The sequence below is a fragment of the Psychrobacillus sp. PGGUH221 genome, from assembly GCF_042055255.1.
Classification (GTDB): domain Bacteria; phylum Bacillota; class Bacilli; order Bacillales_A; family Planococcaceae; genus Psychrobacillus.
In genome coordinates this window covers 147446-160077 of the sequence record NZ_JAQMHQ010000003.1, presented here as the reverse complement: position 1 = coordinate 160077, position 12632 = coordinate 147446, and the positions used below count along the sequence as shown (strand labels likewise).

Below are 12632 nucleotides of genomic sequence, written 5' to 3'. Positions count from 1 at the left end.
AAACGACTATTTCATTGTAGAAATTCATATTAATAGGTAGAAGATTGTTGAATATAGGCGATTTCAATATCCAATTTTTATTACAAAATAGTAATATTTCATTATTACATGAAATTTGTTTGATTTTAGTAGTAATAATCCAGGAAAAAAAAGGTTATTTCCCAACTTATAATTATTCTAAAAATACGAAAAAATTAGTATAATCTAATAAAGATTTATTATTTTATCAATGAAAGGTATTTGAGGTAGTTAGAAGTATTATTTTTTTCGGACAAGTCAGTTTGTCATGATGATAATGTATTTCTCAACAGGTATATCATGTAGTTAGAAGAATGGTGAAATAAAATAAAGAAAGGAGGATACTCATGATTGGGGAGGGAAACATCGTACAATTAATTGGCAACTTCGGATTTCCCATTGTAGTCACTATTTATTTATTACACCGATTTGAGAATAAAATAGAGTCTCTTGAAAATACCATTCACAATATAGCAAATGTTGTTAACAATAGTATTGAAAAAAGAAAGTGATGGTGTAACATGGACGAAAACTGATATCCTGTTGATTAAATAAATTTTTTTAAAATAAACTACTTTTTTCATACGGCAGTTTAGCTTATTTTCACTCTGGACCAACGATACTCTTTTATGAAGATCGACAGTAGTGAAAAGTAATCCATCACGAGTGATAACTCAGACATGGATTACTTTTTTCATGTCAATAATAGATCTACACCAACTGTAACACTCCTTCTTTCTAAAAAAAGATTATCCCTCCATATTCCATTCCCTTTTGCAATCCTCTCACGACCATTTTTCCTGTATTATTTTCATGGAAGATCGCAGCTTGCAAAGTCCAATAACCGGCTACTTCCGACTTTTTGGTTAGTGCTTGCAGTAGTAAATTACCGATCCCTTTCCCCTTTGCATTTGGATATATATAAATACTGACCTCCCATACACCTGAATACACACTAACGTACAATCCAAATGATACTTTCATCTTCCATTGTTCAAATGAAAATGGAGCAAGAATCAACTTTTGCATGTTGATTCTTGCTCTTCTCATTTATGCTTAAGATTTAACTGAATAGCCAATGAATCTATTAAAGTATGAAGCGGATTAATAATAGTAATAGAGGTCTCCTTCTCCACTTGAATAGAAGCATTCACCATCGATAATTGGGCAACTGAAATAATTTTATTTTCCGCTTCCAATAATTTATGTATGCATTTAGATATTGCTTCATAGTATTTCTCACTTAGACCCTGCATAAGTAGTTCAAATGAATCTTCAATTATGACAACATCCATCTCTATATTCTTGTGACGATCACTTAAATAATTATTTAATCTATCCAAAGTACCTTCGACAGTTGCAGGATTAGTAAACAGAATAACTTGTGGTTCATCAATTGAAGCTATTACTTCGAAAAAAGGTTCATCGATTTTGATAATTGGTATGGATAATAAATGATCAGCCTCATTAAGCAATGCAACGTAGTTAGTACAAGTTATAAGTATTGCATCTACGTTACTTTTTGAAATCCATTCTATTTGTTCCTTAACTTTTTGTTGAGCATCTGAAATACAGAAACTAGTATCATGAGTAACCCTATTCACAAGACCAGGGTCTACAAAATGAACTAGTTCTATTTCATAAGACACTAAAGCAGATTCTATATATTCGATATTTGAATGATGTGCGTGTAAACATGCTAATTTCATTTTAGCTCTCCTGAATACATGCTGTAATTTAGATTCTTGAGAGAATGTTTGAAATCCATAATTTTAGTGAATATCTGATTTGGTTTTGTAATAAAATCATCTGCTTGATAATTTTCTAACCATTGTACTCCAATTGTAAAAATTCCTGCTTGAACGCCTGCTAAAATATCAGCCTCGCTATCTCCGATAAATACCGCTTCCTCTTTTTGAACGTTTAGAATAGACAATGCCTTATTTACTCCTTCTGGATGAGGCTTTGGGAATTGTACATCATCTCCTGTTATTATTACATCGAATAGTTCCTCCATTTGGAGCGCTTTTAAAGAAATATCTAAACTTCTCTTTGCTTTACCTGTAACGATTCCAAGCTTTATACCCAATCCTTTTATATAAGTTAGTAAATCTTCTATTTCTAAGTTACTTTCTACAAAATGGTGATGTTTTTCTAAATAGCTTTCATAAAACTTCTCAATTGCCTTCTCTTTGTTATGATTTATAAGGTTTTCTCTAATGATTCCAGTCTCAGAAGGACCAAACATAGCTTTAATTTCTTCTGAAGATAATTCTTTATTATCAAACTCTTTGAAAACACTCTGAAAAGAGTAGTAACAAATTGGCAATGTATTCGCTAGCGTTCCGTCAAAATCAAAAATAATGGCTTTCATTTTAAGATTCCCCTTATGGTTTATATTATTTAATCATTAAATTCCATATGCTTTTTTTCAAGTCTATAGTAATCAAGTCTGTCTTGTAATGTACCAGTATGAAATTCGAATTTATGTCCGTCTAGATCAGTGAAGTAAATAGACTTCTTGTCTCTTTTGTCTCTTTCTCTTCCTACAAGTATATTTACTCCCAACTCCATTAATCTAACGTGTGTATTTTCAAAGTCGGCTTCCTCTATTGTAAAAGCAATATGTGTATAGGACTCATTAATTTCATTTCGTGATATGTTTCTTTCTTCATTTAATGCAAGCCACATTCCACTTAAATCAAAATAAGCGGTACTTTTTCCTTTCACCAGTAGCCTTGCATCAAATACATCTTGATAAAATTTGATTGATTGCTCTAAATCGGATACTGAAAATAAAAAATGATTTAAGCCTTTAATCTTCACTTCTTACCCTCGTTACTAATTTCTATAGGTTTATATATGGTGTATCCGGTATTTAACGAGTTCTTTTTATTCTCATCTATTCTTCTAACTTCTATTAAGTGATTCTCATAAAAAGATAGCCTATATATGTCTGGCATAGCGAGCATCTCCCAAAAATGAACATCATATTGCTGATTAAAGAAGTTCATGATCAAAACCATGATGTTACCATGTGTACCAATAACAACATTTTTTCCTTTGTATTCATCTAGAACTTGCATGGTTGCTGTAATCCCTCGTTGTTGTGCTTTTTTATTCGACTCACCACCATCAAAAAAGAAATCAGGGTTTGACCATACTTTTGATATAGCTTTATTAAAATCTTCTACAGGAAGTAAAGACAAAGTTCGTTCTCTAAAATCTTTCTTAATCTCAATGTTACAGCCAAGGTACTCGGAAATACCTTCAACTGTTTGAATCGCCCGTTTATATGGGCTAGAAATGACAAAGTCAATGTTTTCTAGCTTTAATCGTTCGGTTACTAACTTTGCGTCTTCTTTTCCTTGGACTGATAGTGGTCTTTCAAGTTCATTCGTAGTATATGTAGAATGCGCATGTCTAACAAAATATAAATTTGTAATCATAATTTTCACCTCTTAATTTGTACGTAAAGAAAATATACCTTTCACAAAAGGTTCTTTTAAATTTGTATACGTTGTTATATTTATACTTTTTCTTTCAGCTAAAGCTACTTTTAACTTTTTATATTCATCTCTTGCCTCTTCTTTAGTATTTAAGTAATCTCTAAAAAAAATGAAGTTTTTCCAAAGCTCTTTATCGTAATCGACTAAATGGATATAATGTGTTTTTACTTTGTATGTATCATCTATAAATTTTGCTAATACAATTTCTCCCGGCCTTTCCACTCGCAATGGAAGAAAACCAATATTTTGCAGAGCTTTCATCATGTTGTTATCTATATGTGTTATATCTTCAATGCCGATTAAAATATCGATGATTGGTTTTGCCACCATATCTTTAATTGCTGTACTACCAATATGTTCTATTCGTTTTGTTTCTAATTTAGTTACCAACATGATTTCTTCTTTAACACTATTAAATTCTGTATTCCATTCAGTCGTATACTTATTTAGTTTTACTTCATCTTTAGATAATCCTAGCCTCATGAAAAACACTCCTTTTTCATAAAATTACCCCTCTTACATATTCTTCAAGAGGGGAGGATAATCCTTTATTTCACTAATAGTTCGTCTAAAAAGGTAACTAAATCTCTTTGATTTTCTGGTGCAACACCATGTGAAACAGGATAGTTCTTAAAGGTAACACTTGCTCCCTTTTCTAAGAAATAGTCTCTACTAGCAGTTCCCCATTCAAATGGAAGCATATTATCAAATTCGCCATGAGATATAAATGCATTTAATTTATTTACGGGTTGATGTGCATACTCATCTTTCACAAACGACGGAATATAGCCACTTAGTGCAACAATTCCTTTTATTTTATCACCCATTACTAATGCTAATGATTGAGTCAATATAGCACCTTGGCTAAAACCAAGAAGGAAGAGTTTATTTGAATCAATCGAATGATTATTAGTTATTTCTTCGATAAATGACTGAAGATCTTGTACTACCTGATCAAATACTGCACGATGAGGTTTTCCGAGACCCTCTATCGTGAAAAAGGCATATCCAGGTGGTTGAGAAATTGGCCCACGTATACTAAATATATGGCATTTCTCCTTTAAGTTAGAAACGAGTCCAACCAAATCGTTTTCATTACTTCCCATTCCATGCAATAAAAATAATGCTGGATATTTTTTATTCTCATCTGAAATTTGTGGAGAACTATGAATATAAGTAAAATTTGAATTCATTACTTCTTATCCTTTCTTTTAGGTATCGACAAAGTTGTCCACTTGTCTTCTGGTGTAACTTGTTTGGCTATATATATTACCTGTCCCACATGAATTGAAATATGTGTAATACTCCGAATGATTGCTTCCAAAACAGTATGTGGTTTATTGCGAATATAAATAGTTTGAAGTAAGTGTTTTTCTTCTATACTGTCTATCGCTTTGAAAAATGCATCACACCCATTTTCCCACACTTTAAGCAACTCTTCCCGTGATTCTATCGTACTTTCGAATTCACTATCACGATCTCTGTCTTTTTTTTCTCCATCAGTTGTTAAAAAGTCTGTCCAACGAGAATTTAAGTTTCCACTCATATGCTTCACCAGTACATCTACACTATTTGATTGTTCGTTTGGTGACCAAAAAATGGATTCTTCCTCCATTTGCATGATCGCTTTCTTTGTATCACTTTTCAATTCCTCCAATTTTGACCGTATATTTCGAATAAAGTCAGCATGAAAATTAGTTGAATTTGACAATCTAATCATCTCCTTTAAAACATAGTTCAATAAATATTATGAACCTCCTTCCCCATTTCTTTTGATAAACCAAAATTCTTTGAGTAAAAGGACATTATTGGTAATATTATACTAGAATATATTGAAAAGGAGTTGTTTTTACTACTATGAGTAAAAAAGTAGAAATTGGTAAAACCGGATTATTTGTAAATCCCGTTGGCCTTGGAACAAATGCAGTTGGTGGCCATAATTTATTTCCGAATTTAAATGATGAAACCGGAAAAGACATTGTGCTTACAGCACTTAATCATGGGATTAGTTTTCTAGATACTGCCTTTATTTACGGCATCGGAAGATCAGAAGAGTTAATTGGGGAAGTATTAAAAGAAACGAAGAAACGTAGTGAAATAATTCTTGCTACTAAGGGCGCACATAAAATGACCGGTGAAAAAGTAGTCATTGACAACTCACCTGCATTTTTAAGAGAAACTGTGGAAAACAGTTTAAAACGTCTTCAAACGGACTATATTGATTTATTCTATATTCATTTCCCCGATGAAAACACACCAAAAGCTGAAGCAGTTGGTACTCTTCAACGTTTAAAGGAAGAAGGAAAAATCCGTGCAATTGGAGTATCCAATTTTACTTTAGAACAGTTAAAAGAAGGTAACCAAGATGGTTATATTGAAGTTCTTCAATCTGGATATAACTTATTAAAACTCGATGCAGAAAAGGATTTGCTTCCATATACAAATGAACGTAATATTTCCTTTATTCCTTATTTTCCGCTTGCTTCGGGCTTATTAACAGGTAAGTATGATAAAGGCAGTACTTTTAGAGAAGGTCTCACAAAAAATCCGTTATTCCAAGGAGAAACATATATTAACAACTTAGAAAAGGTAGAGCAGCTTCGCCAAATTGCCATTGATAAAAATGTAGGTGTTTCTAATATTGTGCTTGCATGGTATTTAACAAAAGAAAATATTGATGTGATTATTCCAGGGGCTAAAAAACCTGAACAAGTTATAGATAATTTGAAAACTGTAGATGTTCAATTAACAAAACAAGAAATAGATAGAATTGACCAAATATTTCAATAAAAAAATAGAACAAGAGGCTGAACGAAAGAAAAGTCTTTCTCAGCCTCTTCTGAATTATTCCCATTCGTATGGCGTTTCTTGATAGACATAATAATTTAACCAATTAGAAAACAATAAATGAGTATGCGAACGCCAAGAATTTAATGGTTGTGTCGAAGGATCATTATTAGGAAAATAATTTTCAGGTACATCGATTTCAATACCTTTATTCACATCCCGAGCATATTCTTCCGCTAAAGTTGTTGCATCATATTCTAAATGACCAGTAATCATGATATGCTTTTCGTCATTTGATATTACAAGGAATACCCCTGCATCTTCAGAATTAGAAAGCAGATTAAGTCTGGAATCAGTTATTATTTCATCATATGAAACAGAAGTATAACGAGAAACGGGCGCATAAAACTCGTCATTGAAACCACGGACTAAATTCACAGTTGGATCGGATAAACGGTGAGAAAATACACCAAAGCATTTCTTAGACAATTCAAATTTACCAATTCCATAATGATGATAAAGTGCAGCTTGTGCACCCCAACATATATGTAAGACAGAAGTGACGTTTGTTTTCGACCAATCCATTATTTCTGTCATCTCACTCCAATAATTTACATCTTCAAAATTCAAATGTTCAATTGGTGCTCCAGTAATAATCATCCCATCATATTTGCGAAGTTTAATCTCTTCAAAAGTAGTATAGAAAGTGTCTAGATGCGTTTTACTTACATTTTTGGATTCATGTGTTGCTGTATTCATAAATGTAACATTCACTTGTAATGGTGTATTACCTAATAGTCTTAGTAGTTGTAATTCCGTTTTTTCTTTTTCTGGCATTAGATTTAATATAATTATGTTTAGAGGACGGATATCCTGAGCAATTGCGCGCTCCTCGTCCATGATAAAAATCTTTTCTTTCTTCAGCAATTCAGCTGCTGGCAATTGTTTGGGAATCTTAATTGGCATACATTTCTCCTCATTTCCGTAAAAATAAAAACCCTCTCTTCTAATAAATAAGAAAAGAGGGTAAGCAAATGCTCTCAGTTCTTATCTTTCAAGATTGATATCTTGTAGGAGTTAGCACCTTTCTGACATGTGTCAGAGGTTGCTGAAGCTTCACAGGGCCATTTCCCTCTGCTTCTCTTGATAAGAGTATATTTTTTGTTATTCTACTACATTATTTTTTATACTATCATTTTCTGAACATTTAAGCAATGGATTATTATACTTTAAAACGATTCACTGCTTCTGCTAATTTATCGCTAAGTTCTGTTAATGTTTCAGAAGCATCTGCAACGGATTGGATTGCCCGAAGCTGTTCGTCTGAAGATGCACTAACTTCCTCGCATGCAGCAGCAGTTTGTTGAGAAGTCGCTGCCATCATTTGAATCGTTTCAACTACTTGTTCTTTGTATTTAGAAACTTGGTTAATTTCGTCGGAAACCTCATCAATAGAGGATTGCATATTCTCCATTAAATTTGAGATTTCACTAAATGTTATTTCCGTATCTGTAACTACTGTCCCTTGTATACGGAAAGTTTCCCTAGTTTCAGTCATTTGTTGGCTTACTAAAACGGATTCTTTCTGTAATTCAGTAATAGTCTTTTTAACATCTTCAGTCGCTCTGGCAGATTGCTCAGCAAGCTTTCTTACTTCCTCTGCTACTACCGCAAAACCTTTTCCATGTTCACCAGCTCTTGCTGCTTCTATACTTGCATTTAATGCAAGTAGATTTGTTTGAGCAGAAATCTCCATGATGGTTTCCATAACCCCTCCAATAGCTTTTACTTTGTTTTCTAAAGTATCGACTACATCAGACATAGACTTTAAATTGGACTCCCAATTGTTAAAGGATGATTTAAGTTCACCCATTTGTTTTTGGCCATTTGCATTCATTTTATTTGCTTTCGTAGCAATATCAGTCATTACAAGCGATTTTTCATTAATTAAATTAATTTGATTACTTAAATGTGAAGAGCTATCTGTTACTTCTTCCGCATCTTCAGCAGATTTTGAAGCACCTTCAGCTATTTCACCCACAGCTACGGATACTTGTTCTGATGATGCAGTTGTTTCCTCTGCAACTGCACTAAGACTTTCAGAACTTACTTGAACATTACTTGCAGATTCTTTTACTACTTGAATAATTTCATGCATGCTCTCCGTCATTTTATTGAAATTTTTAGCTAATTGTCCAATTTCATCGGATGACTTTACGTTCGCGTGAACAGTTAAATCTCCTTCTGCAACCGAATCCATTAGTTTTTTTAATTGATCTATCGGTTTTAAAATGTGATGGGTAGTGTAATATAGCACAATAAACATCAGCACTAATATAACAGCAGTAATAACTAAAATGAGATTTCGAATACTGTCAGCTGTTTGATTAACTTTTTCTTGCTCGTATACTGCACCAAGCTTCCAGTTCAAATCAGGTATTGTCGTAAATACAGTAACCGTTGAAAGTCCTTCGGAAGTATCTTTGACTACTCCTTCATTTAAAGAACTAGAAAATATTTTATTAATATAAGCATATTCTGACAAATTCTCACCAAACATGGTAGGATGAACAATTGCTGTGCCGTCGTTCTCCACGATAATCGGAAAACCTTCAAATCCTAACTCATTGGATGAAATTGTTTCTGTTAACTTCGAAAGTAATATATCAATTCCGACAACTCCAACAACTTGACCTTTCTTAAGTACTGCTTTTGCACCAGAAATTGCATATTCTCCCGTTGCAGCATCTAAATAAGGTTTGGACCAATTAAAATCATCTTTATTGGCTACTGCATTTTTATACCAATCTCTCGTTGTTGCGTCGAAGTCTTTCCCTAAATCAGCTTCAGGTATTATTTCAATATGTTTGTTCGGTAATGCATAGTAAACGGAAGCAACCGCGTCGTACAACGTTGTAAACTCAGTAAATTTAGAATCTAATTGTTTCTCTAGCTGTGAAGCAATGATTGCATCTGAAGTACTAGATTCCGCTTGAAAATCCACCACTTCCTTTGTAGTGGATATTTGCATAACCCCCTTTTCATAGACACTGAGATAATTTTGAATGGAAGAGGACATTTCGTTCACTAATACATGACTTTGATCAGTTAAACTCTCTTCCGTTTTGTCTTTAATCGTAAAAGTACTTATAAAACTTAATGCAGTCATACTAATTACAATTAAAATCATTACAGTAATAATTATTTTCCATTTGATAGAAATTTTCATATTTCATCTACTTTCTGTTTTTTTTAAGATATAATTGCCTTAATAAGGATAAATTTACTATTTCTAAAACTAGGACATAGTATATCTTTCTGATTATATCGGCTAAAAACGAGAAAGTTAATATTGAATTTTTAATTTAATAGGGACTATCTCACATTTTTTTGAATTAAGTGGACTTTATAACCATTAACATTCATCATTCTTGTCTCTCCAACCAGATCTCTATTAATTTCTCTAGTTTTTGTTCCTTATCGTCAATCAACAATAATAATTTTTCATAATCATTCCAGTCCTTCTGAATATCCTTTTCTTTCTTTAGTTTACTTAGTTCGTTTTCCAATTCAAAAATTTGTTCTTCTGTTGATTTTTCTTTTTTATCTCTATTTTTATAAGTTCTTACCTTATCCATGTTTTCTACTGTATTGATCGACTCCTGTTTTACTAGTAACTCGTTCCATTTCCCTCGAGCCCAATTATAGGGACCTTCAAAAGTTGTCAAATGACCGGAATCTAACCAAACTGTACGATGAAATAACTTATTTAAAAAGTATCGATCATGAGAAACGCATAGGATTGTTCCTTGAAAATCTTCTAGAGCATCTTCCAATACTTCTCTCGATTCAATATCTAAATGGTTTGTTGGTTCATCTAATATCAACAAATTTATATCTTGGTGCATTAGTTGAGCAAGACGAAGACGCATACGTTCTCCTCCACTTAAATCCCCAACTCGTTTAAAGACATCAGGACCATAAAACATAAACTTAGCTAAAATATGCCGTGCTTCCGCTTCAACAACACTCACTTCACTTCTAAATACATCTATTAAACGTTCTTTTGGATTCAATATTTCAAAGTGTTGTGAAAGAAATCCGATCCTAACATTACTGCCTATTCTAGCATTTCCTTCATCAGCCAAAATTTCTCCTAGCAATAATCGTAAAATTGTTGATTTTCCAGTTCCATTTCTACCAACGATCGCAACTCTTTCTTTCCAATACACATACAAATTTGATTTATGAAGCAAAACCTTATTGCCAAATGATTTAGAAACGTTATCCATTATGACAACTTCTTTTCCACTTCTAGATGCAGCTTCGAATGATAAACTCATCTTTTTAGGGTCGATAATTGGTTTTCTCAGTTTCTCCATTCTTTCCAATGCACGTTCCATGTTCCTAGCTTGCCGATGAAGACCTGGATTTGGAGGAACAGCTTCATTTGCCCACTGTCTTAACCGTTTAATGGCTTCCTTCATTTTCTTTATCTTTTTTTGTTGTTCCTCATATTCTTGAAATTCCCGCATGAGTCGTTCTTCCTTGTTAACAATATAAGAAGAATAATTACCATGGTAGAGAGTTAGTTCTCCATCCTCTAAATCAGCTACTTTTGTAATTACTTGATCTAGGAAAAATCTATCGTGCGAAATAATTACAACTGTACCTGTGTAGTTAACTAAATATTGCTCCAACCATTCAACTGCAAATAAATCTAAATGATTTGTAGGTTCATCTAGTAACAGTAAATCAGGCTGTGATAACAATAATTTACCTAGCATTATCTTTGTTTGCTCTCCTCCACTTAGGTTTGTAAAAGATTGATGAACAAATGAAGATAATTGTAAACCCTGGATGACTTTATCTATTTCTGAATCCAAAGAATAACCGCCCTGATTAGTAAAGTCCTCTTGCACATCTCCATATTCCTGGAGTAATTTTTCCATATTAGGTTGATCGGTACACGATAACTTTTCTTCTAATTGTTGCATTTTTGTTTGTAGTGCTTTTAGCTTTTCAAATGCACTATTTAAAACATCCATTCCTGTTACTTCATCTGAAAAGGTAGGTATCTGTGCTAAATATCCAATTTTAGTTCCTTTTTTAAAGCTGATAACACCTTTATCAGGTGCCTCCGTACCGATGATTAATTTAAAAAGTGTCGTTTTACCTGAGCCGTTTCTTCCAACAATACCTAATTTTTCTCCAGTTTTAATCGACAATGATAAGCTTTCAAAAATGGTATTTCCTCCGAGCATTTTGCTTACATCTTTAATTGTACAAATCATTATTTCCGCTTCCTTTCAAGTTCAATATAGCTGGAAGCATTTTTCTGCATAAAAAAAGACTGCTTAAAAAGCAGTCTTTCCCACATATTATGGTTCAGAAAGAATGACTTATCAGCTGTGAATTACATGTAATTTGCTAAAAATGGGCAGACTTATCCCGTTGTTAGAAATTTCATGAGTAATCGCACACGAAGTGGATAAAAATTCCAATATAAATCCATGTGCATTCACAGTGTTTTTCATTCTTTCTTCACCTCCGTTCAGTTAGTTACGAATATTCTAACACATAATTTTTTCCAACACAATAATCATTTATCAATTAGATGATCATTGTCATTGTTTTTATCAATAACACCTTCTTCATTTTCTATATTTACATCTTCATTACCGGTAACAGGACTATTACCTGTTTTACTATCAAGCTGCGTTTCCGGTTTTGGCGGACCATTTGTATCACGATTTGAACCGCAAGCAGATAGACTGAGCAATAGAAAAACTAGAGTAACGCTTATAAATTTTCGCATAAAATGTCTCCTCGTTTTTGATTAGATTGCTCAAATCCACAACATTTATCCATAAAAAAACTCCAATACAAAATGTATTGGAGTGAATGAAACCGTTTGGTTATTCTTCAATATCAAAGTGAATTTCATCTTCGTCATTATATTCAGAACCATTTTCGAATAATACGGTAGTTCTAAGTATAAGATTGCTTACGTCGTCATCGCCATCTGGAAGCCATCTTTCATCTGGCATTATTTCAAAGGGAATCATTTGAACATCTTTAGAAGCCACAGCTCCGACAAGTTCAATCGAATGCTTGGAGATAACTTTTGTAACTTCCCCATTTACTAATTTGAAAACCTCTAGTTTGATATTTTCAATTGATTCATCATCATGTACTCCGTTAATATATATTGTCCCTGATAAGTTAATACCATGTTCAATATATGGATGATCAACTACTGTTTCTATTTTTATTGATTGTACCTCAATGCAAGATTCAAATTTCCTCGCCATTACT

General features: G+C 32.9%; 16 protein-coding genes and 1 riboswitch. Of the genes, 2 read left to right on the top strand and 14 right to left on the bottom strand.

Annotation, left to right across the window (positions count from 1 at the left end):
• Positions 1-365 precede the first annotated feature (365 nt).
• Positions 366-530, top strand: coding sequence for a YvrJ family protein (locus PGC35_RS06680; protein ID WP_082355195.1), 165 nt, complete (start codon positions 366-368; stop codon positions 528-530).
• A gap of 226 nt (positions 531-756) precedes the next feature.
• On the opposite strand, the gene PGC35_RS06675 is transcribed toward PGC35_RS06680, so the two are convergent.
• The 8 genes from PGC35_RS06675 to PGC35_RS06640 form a co-directional block, all read right to left on the bottom strand.
• On the bottom strand, positions 757-1047 hold the full coding sequence (locus PGC35_RS06675) for a GNAT family N-acetyltransferase (RefSeq protein ID WP_375218611.1): 291 nt from the start codon (positions 1045-1047) through the stop codon (positions 757-759).
• A 17-nt stretch (positions 1048-1064) separates the two neighbouring features.
• Positions 1065-1727: an aspartate/glutamate racemase family protein gene (locus PGC35_RS06670; protein ID WP_375218610.1), complete on the bottom strand. Its 663-nt coding sequence runs from the start codon at positions 1725-1727 to the stop codon at positions 1065-1067.
• A complete protein-coding gene (locus PGC35_RS06665) occupies positions 1724-2392 on the bottom strand; it encodes an HAD family hydrolase (RefSeq protein WP_375218609.1) in 669 nt (222 codons plus the stop codon). Before PGC35_RS06665 ends, PGC35_RS06670 begins: the two co-directional genes overlap by 4 nt.
• Positions 2393-2421: 29 nt before the next feature.
• On the bottom strand, positions 2422-2844 hold the full coding sequence (fosB, locus tag PGC35_RS06660) for a metallothiol transferase FosB (protein WP_375218608.1): 423 nt from the start codon (positions 2842-2844) through the stop codon (positions 2422-2424).
• Positions 2841-3467 (bottom strand): histidine phosphatase family protein, encoded by a 627-nt coding sequence (locus PGC35_RS06655; RefSeq protein WP_375218607.1) that lies wholly within the window; start codon positions 3465-3467, stop codon positions 2841-2843. Before PGC35_RS06655 ends, fosB begins: the two co-directional genes overlap by 4 nt.
• Before the next feature lie 12 nt (positions 3468-3479).
• The gene (locus PGC35_RS06650; RefSeq protein WP_375218606.1) at positions 3480-4010 is read right to left on the bottom strand and encodes a GrpB family protein; all 531 of its coding nucleotides are present in this window, start codon (positions 4008-4010) and stop codon (positions 3480-3482) included.
• A 65-nt stretch (positions 4011-4075) separates the two neighbouring features.
• Positions 4076-4720 (bottom strand): alpha/beta hydrolase, encoded by a 645-nt coding sequence (locus PGC35_RS06645; protein ID WP_375218605.1) that lies wholly within the window; start codon positions 4718-4720, stop codon positions 4076-4078.
• Positions 4720-5247 carry a DUF1572 family protein gene (locus PGC35_RS06640; RefSeq protein ID WP_375218748.1) on the bottom strand — a complete coding sequence of 176 codons (528 nt, stop codon included), beginning with the start codon at positions 5245-5247 and terminating at the stop codon, positions 4720-4722. Before PGC35_RS06640 ends, PGC35_RS06645 begins: the two co-directional genes overlap by 1 nt.
• 137 nt (positions 5248-5384) lie before the next feature.
• Here PGC35_RS06640 and PGC35_RS06635 point away from each other — a divergent pair, with 137 nt between their 5' ends.
• Positions 5385-6317, top strand: a complete 933-nt coding sequence (locus PGC35_RS06635; protein ID WP_375218604.1) for an aldo/keto reductase — start codon at positions 5385-5387, stop codon at positions 6315-6317.
• Positions 6318-6371: 54 nt separating this feature from the next.
• On the opposite strand, the gene metA is transcribed toward PGC35_RS06635, so the two are convergent.
• From metA to PGC35_RS06605, 6 genes are all read right to left on the bottom strand, one after another.
• Positions 6372-7280, bottom strand: coding sequence for a homoserine O-acetyltransferase MetA (gene metA / locus PGC35_RS06630; protein WP_053589585.1), 909 nt, complete (start codon positions 7278-7280; stop codon positions 6372-6374).
• Positions 7281-7358: 78 nt separating this feature from the next.
• A riboswitch (SAM riboswitch) is annotated at positions 7359-7467 on the bottom strand.
• A 69-nt stretch (positions 7468-7536) separates the two neighbouring features.
• On the bottom strand, positions 7537-9543 hold the full coding sequence (locus PGC35_RS06625; protein ID WP_375218603.1) for a methyl-accepting chemotaxis protein: 2007 nt from the start codon (positions 9541-9543) through the stop codon (positions 7537-7539).
• A 196-nt stretch (positions 9544-9739) separates the two neighbouring features.
• On the bottom strand, positions 9740-11608 hold the full coding sequence (abc-f, locus tag PGC35_RS06620; RefSeq protein ID WP_375218602.1) for a ribosomal protection-like ABC-F family protein: 1869 nt from the start codon (positions 11606-11608) through the stop codon (positions 9740-9742).
• 111 nt (positions 11609-11719) lie between these two features.
• Positions 11720-11851: an RAxF-45 family protein gene (locus PGC35_RS06615; protein ID WP_305811854.1), complete on the bottom strand. Its 132-nt coding sequence runs from the start codon at positions 11849-11851 to the stop codon at positions 11720-11722.
• A gap of 65 nt (positions 11852-11916) precedes the next feature.
• Positions 11917-12132, bottom strand: a complete 216-nt coding sequence (locus PGC35_RS06610; protein ID WP_053589588.1) for a hypothetical protein — start codon at positions 12130-12132, stop codon at positions 11917-11919.
• Between the two features lie 100 nt (positions 12133-12232).
• The gene (locus tag PGC35_RS06605) at positions 12233-12628 is read right to left on the bottom strand and encodes a sporulation protein (RefSeq protein ID WP_053589589.1); all 396 of its coding nucleotides are present in this window, start codon (positions 12626-12628) and stop codon (positions 12233-12235) included.
• Positions 12629-12632: the final 4 nt, after the last annotated feature.

Bases quoted from the DNA above. Each gene is read 5' to 3' on its own strand.
- metA (WP_053589585.1), bottom strand. From the start codon at position 7,280: ATGCCAATTAAGATTCCCAAACAATTGCCAGCAGCTGAATTGCTGAAG.
- PGC35_RS06610 (WP_053589588.1), bottom strand. From the start codon at position 12,132: ATGCGAAAATTTATAAGCGTTACTCTAGTTTTTCTATTGCTCAGTCTA.
- PGC35_RS06650 (WP_375218606.1), bottom strand. From the start codon at position 4,010: ATGAGGCTAGGATTATCTAAAGATGAAGTAAAACTAAATAAGTATACG.
- abc-f (WP_375218602.1), bottom strand. From the start codon at position 11,608: ATGATTTGTACAATTAAAGATGTAAGCAAAATGCTCGGAGGAAATACC.
- PGC35_RS06615 (WP_305811854.1), bottom strand. From the start codon at position 11,851: ATGAAAAACACTGTGAATGCACATGGATTTATATTGGAATTTTTATCC.
- PGC35_RS06675 (WP_375218611.1), bottom strand. From the start codon at position 1,047: ATGCAAAAGTTGATTCTTGCTCCATTTTCATTTGAACAATGGAAGATG.
- PGC35_RS06605 (WP_053589589.1), bottom strand. From the start codon at position 12,628: ATGGCGAGGAAATTTGAATCTTGCATTGAGGTACAATCAATAAAAATA.
- PGC35_RS06670 (WP_375218610.1), bottom strand. From the start codon at position 1,727: ATGAAATTAGCATGTTTACACGCACATCATTCAAATATCGAATATATA.
- PGC35_RS06625 (WP_375218603.1), bottom strand. From the start codon at position 9,543: ATGAAAATTTCTATCAAATGGAAAATAATTATTACTGTAATGATTTTA.
- PGC35_RS06665 (WP_375218609.1), bottom strand. From the start codon at position 2,392: ATGAAAGCCATTATTTTTGATTTTGACGGAACGCTAGCGAATACATTG.
- PGC35_RS06680 (WP_082355195.1), top strand. From the start codon at position 366: ATGATTGGGGAGGGAAACATCGTACAATTAATTGGCAACTTCGGATTT.
- PGC35_RS06645 (WP_375218605.1), bottom strand. From the start codon at position 4,720: ATGAATTCAAATTTTACTTATATTCATAGTTCTCCACAAATTTCAGAT.
- PGC35_RS06635 (WP_375218604.1), top strand. From the start codon at position 5,385: ATGAGTAAAAAAGTAGAAATTGGTAAAACCGGATTATTTGTAAATCCC.
- PGC35_RS06640 (WP_375218748.1), bottom strand. From the start codon at position 5,247: ATGATTAGATTGTCAAATTCAACTAATTTTCATGCTGACTTTATTCGA.
- PGC35_RS06655 (WP_375218607.1), bottom strand. From the start codon at position 3,467: ATGATTACAAATTTATATTTTGTTAGACATGCGCATTCTACATATACT.